A 14,000-nucleotide genomic window follows, 5' to 3' on the forward strand; every position below is an offset into this window, starting at 1 on the left:
CGCACCGAACCGGTACACGCCGAGAATACAGACATAGCTAATGTGGCGTGGTCGCACACAACAGTCCAGCCGGGGGTTTCGCAACAACTTTGCACGGTCCGGTCGGTCAGTCCCACATGAAACTCGCCGGTATGGCCAGTAACCGCGGCCGAAATCTCATGAATATCGCGGACCGCGCCCCGGGCGGGGCGGAGTTCGCCGTCGTTCTGACTAACGACGCAGATGCGCCGGTACTCGAAGCAGCCGCCGAACGCGGCATCCCGACCGAAGTCGTCGAGCGCGACGCGGACGAATCGCGCGAGTCCCACGAGGAGCGCGTTCTCGACGCCCTTTCGGAGTACGACTTCGACCTCGTCACGCTGGACGGCTATATGCGCGTCCTCAGCGAGACGTTCCTCGAAGGGACACCGACCGCGTTGAACGTCCATCCGAGTCTCCTGCCGAATTTCACCGGGGCGAACGCCCACGAGCAGGTCCTCGACGCCGGCGTGAAGGTGACGGGCTGTACCGTCCACGTCCTTGATGAAAGCGTCGACGGCGGCCCCATCGTCACGCAGGAACCGATTCCCGTCTTCGAAGATGACGACGAGGACAGTCTCAAAGAGCGCGTGCTCTATGAAGGCGAGTTCACCGCCTACCCGCGCGTCATCGAGTGGTTCGCCGAGGACCGCGTCACCATCGACTGGGATGAAGGGACGGTCTCAGTAGAGGGCGACGAGGGCGGAGACTTCCCTGCCCGCCGCATCGTCTCGGATGACCTCGCATCGAGTCTGCGCTATGGGGAGAACCCCCATCAGAACGCCGCGCTGTACACTGACACGACCGTCTCGGAGGCCAGCGTCGTCCACGCCGACCAGCTGAACGAGGGCGCGAAGGCGCTGTCGTACAACAACTACAATGACGCCGACGGCGCGCTGAACCTCATCAAGGAGTTCGAGGAACCTGCCGCCGCGGTCATCAAACACACCAACCCGGCCGGCTGTGCGACCGCCGACTCCGTGGCCGACGCCTACGAGAAGGCGCTGTCGACGGACCCGATGAGTGCCTTCGGCGGCATCGTCGCGCTGAACCGCGAGTGTGACGCCGCCACCGCCGAGCAGATTATCGACTCCTTCAAGGAGGTCGTCGTCGCGCCCGGTTACACCGACGCCGCGCTCGACGTGCTGTTCGAGAAGGACAATCTCCGCGTTCTCGATGTGAACGAGAACTTCGAGGTCACCGACAGCCTGACCGAAAAGCCCCTCGTTGGGGGCCGACTCGTTCAGGAGCGGGACACCCAGCACCTCTCAGTCGACGATCTTGAAGTCGTCACCGAGCGCGAGCCGACCGACGAGCAGATCGAGTCGATGCTGTTCGCCTGGCACACGCTCAAACACGTCAAGTCCAACGGCATTCTCTTCGCTGATGGGACGGAAACGGTCGGCATCGGCATGGGGCAAGTGTCCCGGGTCGACGCCGTCCGACTGGCCGCGATGAAGGCCGACGAGCACGCAGAAGGGAAAGACGCCGAGGGCGCTGTGATGGCCTCGGACGCCTTCTTCCCGTTCCCGGACGGTATCGAGGAGGCCGCCGACGCCGGTATCGAAGCGGTCATCCAGCCCGGCGGCTCGAAGAACGACGAGAGCGTCATCGAGGCCGCGGACGAACACGACATCGCGATGGTGTTCACCGGTCAGCGGTCGTTCAGACACGACTGAGCAGTAACGAGGGGGTGTCCGAACCTCGATAGACGAGTGCAGCGAGTCTATCGGTGGTTCCGTCACGACTGATGGCGGACTTTTTCCGGGGCGTTGCCGGGCTGACTATCGGCAACGAAAGAGGTTTGATACCGGATACTGAATCAGCGACCGATGGCAGATAATGAAGACAGGGAGGAGGCTGTCCGCGACGCTGTGGACGTCTCTCGAAGCGGTGCGCCGGCGGGTGGGAGTGTCATCCGGGACCGGTTCTCCGCCGACGAGATATTCCAGCGCATCATTGTCGCGGCAGACGAGGAGGTAACAGTTGGGACCCGCGAGCTGTTCTTCGCCGGGATCGCTGGCGGGTTCGCTATCACTGTGACGTTCATGCTGTACGCGTCGCTGTACGCGAAAACCGGTGGCGACCCGATATTGAGCGCGCTCCTGTATCCGCTCGGGTTTGTTTTCATCATTCTCGGGGATTATCAGCTCTACACCGAAAACACGCTCCCGCCGGTCGCGCTCGTCCTCGAACGGCTGGCGAGCCTCCCCTCGTTGCTTCGCATCTGGGGTGTCGTCCTGATTTCGAACGTCTTTGGCGGGATGCTCGGCGCGCTCGCGCTGGCGACGACCAACGTTCTCTCCGCCGACGCGGCGGCGGCTGCCGCCGGGTTCGCGCAGAAAGCTATCGAGACATCCCAGATAACGCTGTTCTCGAAGGCAGTGTTCGCCGGCCTCATCGTCGCCGGCGTCGTCTGGGTCGATTACTCGCTGCGGGACAGCATCTCGCGGCTCGTGTTGATATACATCTCGTTTCTGGCGATTCCGTTCGGAAACCTCTACCACGTCGTCGTCTCCGCGACGGAGATGTTCTATCTGGTGTTCATCGGCGAACTGGCGCTATCTGTCGGCCTCTGGCAGTTCGTTCTGCCGGTACTCCTCGGCAACTCCGTCGGTGGCGTCGTCCTCGTGACCGTCGTCAACTACTTCCATACGACTGAACGGCGACTCGAAACGGCGCGGGACGAAGGACCCAAGCGCCAGCTCACTCTCCGAGAGTGGGTCTGGGGCGGATGGTCCGCCTCCGGCCGCTCATACGTCCCGGCAACTGACGAAGTTCCCAGAACCGATCCGGAGTCACGAGAGAACGAGCGCTGACACAAACCATTTTAACGCCCTCCGGCTATCGTTGGTGTGAACTGGGTGAAAGATAACCGGCTACTGCTTCTGTTTGCCGCCGTCGTTCTGACGACACTGGGGACCGTCGGGATTGGGATCGTTGGTGTCGTGGCAACACTCGGGGCGCTTCTCGGTGGCGGCGCGGTTGTCCAGACGTTTGCCACGTTCCTGCTTGGCACATTGTTGCTCGTGGGCGTCGATATCGTTTTCTCGGTCGCGCTGGTCCGTGCGCTGGCCCGGCGGGCGTCGGTTCCGAAGAGCCAGCGCGTCGCTGGTGGTCTCGGCCGTCTGGAATCGATTATTCCACCGCTGGCGTCGCTTGGGCTCTCCGATGTGTTCGCGCCACCGGAGCCGACGGTTGAGGAGCGACACGAGGCGCTGACGCGCCGGTACGTCGAAGGGGAACTCTCCGAGGCCGAATACGAGCGGGAACTGCAGGCGCTTCTCGGCGAGGGCGAGAGGACGGAGACGGAACTGCTGGATGACGACATCGCGACTGACCTGTCGCGGCCCACGGCGACCGACACCGAATACGAGCCGGCCCGGGAATAGCACTGAGCGGGTTTTACATGGTCGCCCGACGACAGGTCAGGTATGGACGCACCCACGTTTCTTGAAGTCGAGGTGGAACGGGACGCCGTCGCCTCGGTGCTTGACGCTGTTCCCGGCGTCGCTGTTGTCGACGACGCCACTGCTGTCCCATCACCGGGACCAGCAGAGCCGGATGAGGCCGAGGATTCCGGCCCCAGTCTCACGGACCGCCTCGGGTCGCTGTGGCGACAGTGGGGGCTGCTCGGCACGGGGCTGTCCCTCATCGCGCTCGGCGCGGCTACGACCGGACTCTGGTGGTACCGTCGCCGCAACGCTGACGAAACCGATGTTGGTAGTGTCGACGAATATGCGTCGGAATGGGACACGGAAGGCCCGGACGCGACGGCATCACCGGCCGAGTCAGCCGTTGACACGCCATCGCCAACCGAAACGGAGTTCGAGCCGACAGCAGCGGTAGAAGAGGCCGAGGACACGCAGACCCCGGAGACCAAGGAGACAACGCTGGCCGCAGAGATGCCACAAACTGAGTCCGGGCATCGACAGCAGGACCGCGGGAGAGAGACCGAGCCAGCTGGCGTCACCGGGTCTGAGATGGGAGCGGAGACGCTGGAGCGAGAGAAGCCGGAGCACGATGAGACAGACACGGATGAACGGCCGGAAGCGAAGGTCGACCCGGCACCGCTGCTTGGGGCCGCGTTCCTGATTCTGTCGAGCGCGCTCGGTCGGTGGGCCACGCGCGACCGGAACGAACAGGCGTAATTGTCGCTCGCAGGACACCGAAGGCCGACGGCTGGCGGGCTGTTCGGGGCGTCTTCACGCCGGAGACACGTGCCAGTCCGACAGGCTAAAGCGAGCGGCTCCGATAGCCCGACCATGGAGTTCCACGAGGCCGCGAACTTCCTCTTCGAGTTGCGCCGGTTCGCCCCGCGAGCCGGTACTGATGCCACGCAGGACCTGCTATCGTCGCTCGGTGACCCACAGGAGGGGCTTCGCTGCGTCCAGATTGCGGGGTCCAACGGAAAGGGGTCTACCGCGCGGATGGTCGAACGAACGCTACGGGAAGCCGGCCTCGATGTCGGACTGTACACGTCCCCACATCTCGACGACGTGCGTGAGCGAATCCGTATCAACGGCCGGAAGCTCTCCGAAGCCGCCCTCGTCGAGTTCGTCGAGTCGGTCAGAGCGGACATGACCGAACAGGCCGCGGCCAACGACTCGCCCACCTTCTTCGAGACGATGACCGCGCTGGCACTGTGGGAGTTCGACCGTCAGGACATCGACATCGCAGTGCTGGAAGTCGGTATCGGCGGCCGATACGACGCCACGAGCGTGGTCGACCCGGTCGCCAGCGCTGTCACGTCCGTGACGCTCGAACACACCCACATCCTCGGCGACACCGTCGAAGAAATCGCGCACGACAAGGCCCACGTCGCCCCAGAGGACGCCCCACTGGTGGCTGGGACGACTGGCGACGCGCTGGCCGCCGTCCGCGAGGTCGCCGACGACGTTGTGACTGTCGGCAAGGGCGACGATGCCGACGTGACGGCCACGTACGACGGTCGTGAAGGGCTGGAAGGGGCAGTCTCAGTCGACGGTTCCGGCTGGCGCGTCGATACTTACCTCCCGCTGCTGGGCGCACATCAGGCACAGAACGCCGGAATCGCAGCCACGCTGTGCCAGCAAGTCGCGGACATCTCACAGACGGACCTCGAACGCGGCCTGCGAAACGCCCACTGGCCCGGTCGGTTCGAGGTGATGAACGAGTCGCCGCTGGTCGTCCTCGATGGGGCTCATAACCCCGGAAGCATCGAGCGTACCGCGGAGACGCTATCCTCGTTCGACTACGACGACCTCCACGTCGTCATCGGTGCGATGGTCGACAAGGACCACGAGCGCATCGCCGCGGCGCTGCCGGACCCGGACCACGTTGTCGCTTGCCAACCCAACGTCGACCGGGCGGAGTCCCACCACGTCGTTGCGGCCGCGGTGGAGAACGCGACCGACGCTACGGTCGAGACGCGCAGCGACGTTACAGGAGCGCTCGATATCGCACTCGACGCCGCAGATTCTGGCGATGCCGTCCTTGTGGTGGGGTCACTGTACGCCGTGCGGGAGGCCCGGACTAATTGGTCACGGTCGCTAGTCCCAAAACAGGTGGATTCGCTGGCCGAGGCTCGGGAAACCATCGAGAGCGCCCATATTACCGATACCGGGGCCTGGCGGATGCGAGGCAAGGGCGTCCACCGCGTCCTGCGTACCCGTGTCCAGCCGCGACAGGCTCAGTACCTCAAGGAGGAACTGCTGTCGCTGGGTGGGGAATGTGCCGTCTCTGGGCTGGACGGACAGGGCGAGGAAACCCTCGACGTGGTCATGATGGCGACGATGGCCCAGTACAAGCGCCTCGCGGAGAAGCTGGACGGCCAGCTCGACGGGCTCGCGTCGTTCGCCGACGAACTACGAACGGCGCTGTCTATCCAGCAGCCAGAGCCAGACACGTCGACGACGTATCCCTGGGACGACGGGACAGCCGTCATGGGCATCTGCAATATCACCCCGGACTCATTCCACGACGGCGGCGAGTACAACGCTGTCGAGGACGCCGTCGCCCGCGCCGAGCAAATGGTCGAGGCGGGTGCGGATATCCTCGATATCGGCGGGGAGTCGACTCGACCCGGTGCCGAACCAGTCCCGGTCGAGGAGGAAATTGACCGCGTCGTCCCGGTTATCGAGCGGCTTTCGGAGCTAGATGTCGCCATCTCCGTCGACACGCGGAAGGCCCCTGTCGCGCGAGCGGCACTCGACGCCGGCGCGGACATCCTGAACGACGTGTCCGGCCTCGAAGACCCCGAGATGCGCCTCGTCGCCGCCGAGTACGACGTGCCGGTGGTTGTGATGCACTCCATCGAGACACCAGTCGACCCGGACAGCGACATCCACTACGACGACGTGGTCGAGGACTGCATCGACCAGCTGACCGAGCGCGTTCTGCTCGCCGAAAAGGCCGGGCTCGACCGCGACCAGATTATCGTCGACCCCGGCGTCGGCTTCGGGAAATCGCCCACGGAAGATTTCAAACTGCTCGACCGCCTCCCGGAATTCGAGGCACTGGGGTGTCCTGTTCTGGTTGGGCACTCCCACAAGTCGCTGTTCGGGCTGGTCGGGCAAGAAGCGGGCGACTGTCTGGAGGCGACCATCGCCGGGACGACGCTGGCGGCCGAACGGGGGGCCGACATCGTTCGCGTCCACGACGTCCCGGAGAACGTTGCTGCTGTTCGCGTCGCCGAGGCAGCCCGTGATCCACAGAAATTCGAGGACTGATTCTGACTGCTGAACAGGCGGCCGGATAATCGCCGGACGTGACTGCCGACCCCAAATTTTTGGCCCTTCTGTTTATATTTCTCAATGGTGAGAATTAGGGGCGAACATATAACCCCTATGTCTGTTGACCTTTCGCCATGGCATTCCAGAGCGAGAGTACGGGCTCTCGGAAACGTATCACTGAATCCGAGAGAGCCGGCGTTGACGGCGGGACACTTACTGATCGTATCGGACTGGACACTGGAGAGATACGCTGGCGGAAGGAATTCACTGGATTTGACGGGTCGGACGTCGACAATCTCACCGCGATGGCAGACGAGACGAACGCCCGAGCCGAAGCTGTCGTCGACGACTTCTACGATCATCTGCAGTCATTCGACGAGACTGTCGAGATTTTTGGGCGGTCAACCAAGTCAGTCGACCAGCTCAAAAACACACAGACGCAGTACCTCCGCGACCTAGTCGCCGGGACCTACGACAAACAGTACTTCGAGAACCGGGCCCGTATCGGGAAGATTCACGATATGCTCGACCTCGGCCCGAAAATATATCTTGGGGCCTACAGCATCTATTTCGAACACTTCCTGCGGACAATCGTCGAAGACCTGCAATCAGGCGACGCTGCCCGGGACGAGGCCCTCGAAGAAATGCAGTCGCGGGCGCTCTCCGTATTCAAGCTCCTGAATCTTGACCAGCAGGTCGCGATGGACACCTACATCGACTCGTACAGCCAGCGTCTGGAATCGGCAATCGATGACCAGCAAACGCTGATGCAGGAAGTCGAAAGCGGACTACAGGAGCCAATCGACGAACTGAGCGCCTCAGCCGAGGAGGTCGCACAGACGAACAAGCAGATTACCATGACGGCCGAAACCCAATCCGAGTCGATGGACGAAGTGGCGGGCGAGGTTGCGGATATGAGCGCGACAATCGAGGAGATTGCCTCGACCGCGGAGGAGGTGGCGAGTACCAGCACATCGGCCGAACAAAAGGCTGAACGCGGGAACGAAGCCGCACAGCAGGCCGCGACCATGATGAACGATGTCGACGACGCCGTCGATACGGTGTCGGCGGATATCGCGGGCTTACAGGAGCAAGCCGACGAGATCGATGACATCGTCGAAGTGATAAACGACATCGCTGACCAGACCAATATGCTCGCGCTGAACGCCTCCATCGAGGCCGCACGCGCCGGAGAGGCTGGCGATGGGTTTGCTGTCGTCGCCGACGAAATCAAGACGCTCGCCGGGGATTCACAGGAACACGCGAACCAGATCGAGGACACCGTCACGGAGATTCAGGACGAGACCGTCGACGCCGTCGAAAGCCTCGAAACCGTGACCGAGCAGGTGACTGAGGGCATCGATCAGGTCGAGACGGCAGCCGAACGGCTCGAAGAGATCGTCTCGGCGGTCAACGAGGCGTCACAGGGCATTCAGGAGGTCTCTGCGGCGACCGACGACCAGGCGGCGTCGACAGAGGAGGTCGCCAGCATGGTCGACGAACTGTCGAGCGGCATCGACGATATGTCGGCACAGCTCGACGACCTCGCGGCGACGAACGAAAGACAGACAGAGAAGATTCAGGACGTGGCCGAGACCGCACGTCGACTCGACACAGATACAGCGTAACTTCGAGCGCCAGCCAGCCACATAATCAGAGGGGTGGAACCGGGTTGTACCCGCTCACACACCACCCAAAGAGCTATTCCGGACTGTCGAGAGCACCGCGTATGAACCGACGCGACATCGTCCGTGAGGGCTATGACGATATCGCCGCAACCTACGCGGCCGAGCGTGACGGCGAGGGTCGCGAGCGCGGTCTGGTCGCGGCCCTCGCGGACCGTCTGCCCGCCGAGAGTCGGGTCCTCGATGCCGGCTGTGGCGCTGGGACGCCCGCGATGGACGTTCTCGCAGCCGACCACACTGTCACGGGGCTGGATATCTCTCGCGAGCAGCTACGAACGGCGCGCAAGCGGGTCCCCGGACCGCGGCTCTGTCAGGGAGATCTGGCAGCGCTGCCGTTCCCAGCAGACACGTTCGATGCGATCGTCTCACTGCACGCGGTCATCCACGTCCCGCGAGCGGAACACGCCGCCGTCTTCGCTGAGTTCGAGCGCGTGCTCGAACCGGGCGGTCGGCTACTGACCGCGCTGGGCAACGAACAATGGGAAGGCAACAACGAGGACTGGCTGGAGACCGGGACCGAGATGGCCTGGAGCTTCCACGGCCGCAAGCGCAATCGCGAGCTACTGGCCGAGGCCGGCTTCTCCGTCACCGACGTCGAGACCGTCGACGACGAACTCGGTGGGGTGTTCGCGTTTTTCCGGGCGCGAGCGTAGCCCTATCCCTGCTCACTCCGTCTTTGCCGGTGGCTCGACGGCCTCGGCTTCTGTCTCGGTCACGCGGATGCCCTTCGAAGCGAGGTGGCGCATCTGCCGGCGGACGAAGTCCTCCTCGGTCGTCCCTCGCGTCGCGAGAATGACCATCCGGGCGTCACCAGCGGGGCGCATCGTCCGCCCGGCCCGCTGTGCGCCCTGTCTACGGGACCCACCCAGTCCGGAAGCGACGAGCGCGAGTTCGGCGTCCGGCAGGTCGATACCCTCGTCGCCGACGCGGGAGACGACCAGCGTGGTCAGTTCGCCGCGGCGGAACTCGTCAAACAGCTTCTCCCGGCGGGCGTGTGGCGTCTCGCCGCTGATAAACGGCGCATCGATGGCCTCACTAATAGCCTCACCCTGGTCGAGGTACTCGATGAATACTAGCGCCTTCGCGGCCGGGTTCTCGGCCAGCGCGTAGCGTATCTCGTCGATTTTTCCGGTGTTGCTGGCGGCGGCCTGTCGGCGGTCGTGGCCCGACGTGGAACTGTACTCGGACTGTTCGGTTTCGTCCCCCCACGGCACGAGACGGATCTCGACCTCCGGTTCGGCGACGTAGCCCTCGTCGAACAGTTTGCCCCAGTCCGTCCCGATTGGCGGACCGATGAGCGTGAATATCTCCTCCTCGTCGTCGCTCTCTCTGGTCGGCGTGGCGGTCAATCCCAACCGGTGTTTGGTCTGGAGGTCCGCGCTCCGGCGGTGAATCGGCGAGGGGACGTGGTGGACCTCGTCGAAGACGATGAGGCCCCACTTGCGCTGGTCGAACAGCTTCCGGTGGCGGTCCATTCCGGCGGTTCGATAGGTGGCGATAGTGACGGCGCGTATCTCCTTTTCACCACCGTGGTACTCGCCGATATCGTCGTCGGTCAGGGAGGTGTGTCGGACCAGTTCGTCGCGCCACTGTGTCGCAAGTTCGCGCGAGGGGACGAGAATCAGCGTCTCGCCGCCGATGGCGGCCATCGCACCCATCGCGGCGACGGTCTTGCCCGACCCGGGCGGGCCGACGAACACGCCCGAGCCCTGTTCGGTGAACCGCTCCACCCAGTCCTGCTGGTAGTCTCGCAGGCGCAGGCGCAAATCCATCTCGATGGCGTCGCCCGTTTCAAGATCACGGTCGTCCCGGACCGGATAGCCTGCCTCGTACAGCGTGCGCTTGATTTCGGCGGTCGCGTCCTCGTTGACCCACGACTCCGAGTCCGAGATGGGGGCTCGGAGGTGGTCGTCGTCAAGTTTCGGGCGTGCGACATTGCCCATCAGGTCGTCGCTTTCGGCTTCGAGTACGACGTACCCGTCTTCGTGAGTCTTCAGGCGGAACTTCCGGGCTCGTTCCCACTGGCTCGTCACCCATTCTTCGAGGTGAGGCGAGCGCTCGCCCAGCACGTCCCGCATCGTCGTCAGAAGGTCGTCTAAGGACTCGTGGGGCGCGGCCCAGATATCCTCCTCGCGGAGTTCGTACACGTAGCCGCCCGAGCGGTTGGTGTCTTGCAGGCGGGCGAACTGCGAGAGCTGTGCTCGCGTGAACTGGTCGGGATGTTCGACGACGACTTCCCGGCGGTCGGGAAACAGGACCACACGCTCGCGGTCGGTCACCTCGGCAATATCTGTCGGATACCACACGGACTCGACCTCGGACACGTCCTGACGCTCGATGTCGCCGTCGTCGGCGAGACGCTCCAGTGCCGCCCGTGCCTCGTCGGGCGTCAGATCCGTTTTGCGAGAGAACTCCGTCGCCGTCAGATGCGGACGGCCGACGGCGTCGATGGCGTCGTAGACGGCGTCGAGTTCGAGTTCCGGGGTGGAGTCAGAGTCGTCGTCTCGGTCGGCTGGCTCCTCGTCTGTCACTACCGAATGGAGGGGACCGACGCTCAAACGGGTTTCGTCTGGACCGTCCCTGACGCGGGTGTGAATACATACCTTAATATAGCGCCACCTAGACCTGCCGGCATGGTTGAGGGAATCGCGGCTGGACCGTGGTCGATCGTTCCAGCGCTCGTCGCCATCGGTCTGGCCTGGTACACCCGAGACGCGCTTATCGGGCTGTTCGTCGGTATCGTCATCACAGGCGTGCTTGTGGGCGCATTACACCCACAGGCAGTGGGGGTCCCATCGGACCTGATCACCGCTGGCGGTGAGGTGGCGACCGTCCAGCCACAGGCCGAGGACGGGAGTCCCTGGACGGTCGGCGTCGGTGGCATCGTACTTGGCGGTATCTTCGGACTGAAGCTCGTTCCGGAAATAATCGCCACGGCCCCGCTGTTCGGGGAGTGGTACGTCAAGAACGTCCTGCTCGCCATCTTCGCCATCGGTGGGCTGATCGGACTGATGATTCGAGCCGGTGCGATACAGGGCGTGCTGGAGGCCCTGGTGGCGCGGGCCGAGTCCGCCGCAGACGCCGAGAAGGCCGCGTTCCTGGCCGGTATCGCAATCCACATTGACGACTACTTCAACTGCCTCGTGGTCGGCTCGATGATGCGACCGTTGACCGACAAGTTCGACGTGTCACGCGCCAAGCTGGCCTACTACGTCGACTCAGCGGGGTCGCCGGCGTCCCGGCTCGCGTTTTACTCAACGTGGGGCGCGGCGATGGTCGGCTTCATTGGGGGCGGCCTCGTGGAGGCACAGCGTCAGGGAACGCTGCCGTCCGGGATGACAAACTTCGTGAACACCGGCGGCGAGCAAGTTACCGCGGCGACCGGGGCCGTCTGGCCGCTGTTTTTCAACACGCTGTTTACCGGCTTCTATTCGTGGATCGCGCTCGGCCTCGCCGGCCTCGTCGCGTGGCAAGTCGTGCCAAACATCTACGGGATGGGAACCGAGGAGTCCCGGGCGAGAAACGAGGGGAAGGTCGTCGGCGACGACGCCGACCCGATGATTTCCGCTGAGATGGACGAATACGAGGTATCCGAAACTGCCACGCCGGACTGGCGGAACTTCGCCTGGCCGATCCTCACGATGATTGTCGTCGGCCTCGGCGCGATGTTCTGGCGGGCCAGCCCCGTCATCTACGTCAAGGGGAAGGAAGGGATGGGGGCCACGCTGCTCCAGCTCGGCAGCTGGCAGCTAATCACGCCGCCAAGCGGTCCCTGGGCGTTCAACATCGGCGGCGTCCAGCTCGGTCTGGCCTCGTTCTCCGCGCTCATCGTCGGCTTCCTGCTGTATCGCTGGAAGGGCGACATCCCGTCGAACGACGACGCGACTGATGCGATGATGGTCGGCTTCAAGGGCATCCTCCTTGCGGCCGTCATCCTGATGTTTGCCAGTTCCATCCAGAACGCGGTGACGATACTGGGTGTTTCGTCGTTCGTGACGAACGTCTTTGGCGGCGTGCCGGCGTTCATCATTCCGGTGGGCGTCTTCCTCGTGACTTCCTTCGTCAGTTTCTCCGACGGGTCATCGTGGTCGACCTACGGCATCATGTTCCCCATCGCCATCCCGCTGGCGTTCTCGACGGGCGCGAACCTCCCGCTGGTCCTCGGCGCGGTGTTCAGCGGCGGCATCTTCGGTGACCACACCTCGCCAATCAGCGACACGACCGTCTTGGCCTCCTCAACGAGCGGGAGCGACCACATGGTCCACGTCAGGAGCCAGGCACCTTACGCCCTCATGGCGGCGGGTATCGCGGCCGTGCTGTTCCTCGTGTTCGGACTGGTGCTTCCAGAAGGGTTCCGCGTCATCCCGTACTGACGGGCGGCGATTTGTCCCCGTCCTCACCGCGTCTGAGCCCCGTGCCGATTAGAAAAGACCGGCATCCTCAATTTGCTTCTCGTAAAGGTCCTCGTACCTCGCCCGGACCTGCGCGTGGTCGAACTCGGCGCAGGACTCGTCGACGGTCTGGCGTTCGAAGCCGGCCGATTCGGTGATTTTGTCGGCGATTTCCTGCGGGTTCGTCACTCGGAACGCACGGTCGCGCTGCTCAATGAGTTCGTGAGCAGACGACTCGGCCTGGTACTCCACGATGCCGATACAGCCACAGGCCATCGCCCAGAGGAGATCTGTGGCGAAGCACTCCCGGAACGCTGTCTGGACAAACACGTGCGCACCCTTATAAATCGAGACGCGCTCTTCAGTGTCGCACGCGCCAGCGAAGGTCACGCGGTCGTCGATACGGAGGTCGGCCGCCTCCTGTTCGTAGTGCGCTCGTTCCGGCCCGTCCCCGATAATCGTCGCCGACCAGCCCTTCTGCCTGAGTTCCGCCAGACCCAGCAGTAGCGATTCGACGTTCGCACTGCCGTCCAGTCGGTGGGCGTACACCACGTCGATTTCCTCGCCAGCATCGACTTCACTGACGAGGTCCATGTCGATGCTCTGTGGGAGTATCGCAGTCTGGTCCGCGGTCGCGCCCCGCTCTCGGACCCGCGTGCGGACGAGTTCGGAGGGGGTGACGAGACAGTCCGACACGCGGAGCGCGAGGTTGGCCCGGCGGCTTTCGGGCACGTCTTCGTCCCCATACCACTCCGTGAGAAGCGGCGCGCGAGACAGCGTTGCACCGGTCTTGGCCGCGAGTGCGACCGACGACGGCGTCGGGTGAACGTGGACGACATCCGGGCGGAACCGGGCGAGCATGGCCGGGAGGCGGACACAGAAGGAGGGGACGGTCGGCGAGACGGTGACGGCGCGGTACGTGACGCCGTCGCGCTCGCGCTGATTGTCGAATCCCGGCCACCACTGCGAACAGAACACGGTCACGTCGTGGCCGGCAGCGGCGAGTTCGGTAGCCACCCGCTCCAGCCGGGTCCGGCCCACTGTGTCCCGGTACTGACTCGTCTCCATGGCGACGACCGCGACACGCATACAGGGGCGACGACGTGGCCGCTCAAAAATCCACCCGTTCGCGGTTGACGACGATAGATGGCGGATTAGCCGTTGGAACTGTCGTTCGACTGGATGTTTATTAC

Annotated in this window: 10 protein-coding genes; 8 read left to right on the plus strand and 2 right to left on the minus strand. The window is 63.9% G+C overall.

Annotated features, from left to right (window positions below; all coding sequences use genetic code 11):
• Positions 1-116 precede the first annotated feature (116 nt).
• From purH to G9C82_RS04570, 7 genes are all read left to right on the plus strand, one after another.
• The gene (gene purH / locus G9C82_RS04540; protein ID WP_127013477.1) at positions 117-1,697 is read left to right on the plus strand and encodes a bifunctional phosphoribosylaminoimidazolecarboxamide formyltransferase/IMP cyclohydrolase; all 1,581 of its coding nucleotides are present in this window, start codon (positions 117-119) and stop codon (positions 1,695-1,697) included.
• A gap of 153 nt (positions 1,698-1,850) precedes the next feature.
• Complete coding sequence (locus G9C82_RS04545) at positions 1,851-2,837, plus strand: formate/nitrite transporter family protein (protein WP_004963016.1); 987 nt, start codon at positions 1,851-1,853, stop codon at positions 2,835-2,837.
• Positions 2,838-2,873: 36 nt separating this feature from the next.
• A complete protein-coding gene (locus G9C82_RS04550) occupies positions 2,874-3,410 on the plus strand; it encodes a hypothetical protein (protein ID WP_127013478.1) in 537 nt (178 codons plus the stop codon).
• Positions 3,411-3,452: 42 nt separating this feature from the next.
• Positions 3,453-4,169 carry a hypothetical protein gene (locus tag G9C82_RS04555; RefSeq protein WP_127013479.1) on the plus strand — a complete coding sequence of 239 codons (717 nt, stop codon included), beginning with the start codon at positions 3,453-3,455 and terminating at the stop codon, positions 4,167-4,169.
• A 114-nt stretch (positions 4,170-4,283) separates the two neighbouring features.
• Positions 4,284-6,728, plus strand: coding sequence for a dihydropteroate synthase (gene folP, locus G9C82_RS04560; RefSeq protein WP_127013480.1), 2,445 nt, complete (start codon positions 4,284-4,286; stop codon positions 6,726-6,728).
• 137 nt (positions 6,729-6,865) lie between these two features.
• Positions 6,866-8,359: a globin-coupled sensor protein gene (locus G9C82_RS04565; protein ID WP_007188308.1), complete on the plus strand. Its 1,494-nt coding sequence runs from the start codon at positions 6,866-6,868 to the stop codon at positions 8,357-8,359.
• A 101-nt stretch (positions 8,360-8,460) separates the two neighbouring features.
• Positions 8,461-9,069, plus strand: coding sequence for a class I SAM-dependent methyltransferase (locus tag G9C82_RS04570; protein WP_004963029.1), 609 nt, complete (start codon positions 8,461-8,463; stop codon positions 9,067-9,069).
• A 12-nt stretch (positions 9,070-9,081) separates the two neighbouring features.
• On the opposite strand, the gene G9C82_RS04575 is transcribed toward G9C82_RS04570, so the two are convergent.
• Entirely contained in the window at positions 9,082-10,947 is a 1,866-nt protein-coding gene (locus G9C82_RS04575) for a DEAD/DEAH box helicase (RefSeq protein ID WP_004963031.1), read from the minus strand.
• Positions 10,948-11,049: 102 nt separating this feature from the next.
• On the opposite strand from G9C82_RS04575, the gene G9C82_RS04580 reads away from it, so the two are divergent.
• Entirely contained in the window at positions 11,050-12,789 is a 1,740-nt protein-coding gene (locus G9C82_RS04580; RefSeq protein WP_004963035.1) for a Na+/H+ antiporter NhaC family protein, read from the plus strand.
• A 48-nt stretch (positions 12,790-12,837) separates the two neighbouring features.
• Here G9C82_RS04580 and G9C82_RS04585 read toward each other — a convergent pair whose 3' ends face one another.
• On the minus strand, positions 12,838-13,896 hold the full coding sequence (locus G9C82_RS04585; RefSeq protein ID WP_127013481.1) for a glycosyltransferase: 1,059 nt from the start codon (positions 13,894-13,896) through the stop codon (positions 12,838-12,840).
• Positions 13,897-14,000 lie beyond the last annotated feature (104 nt).

This window comes from Haloarcula sp. R1-2 (assembly GCF_011627385.1).
GTDB classification, from domain to species: Archaea; Halobacteriota; Halobacteria; order Halobacteriales; family Haloarculaceae; genus Haloarcula; species Haloarcula marismortui.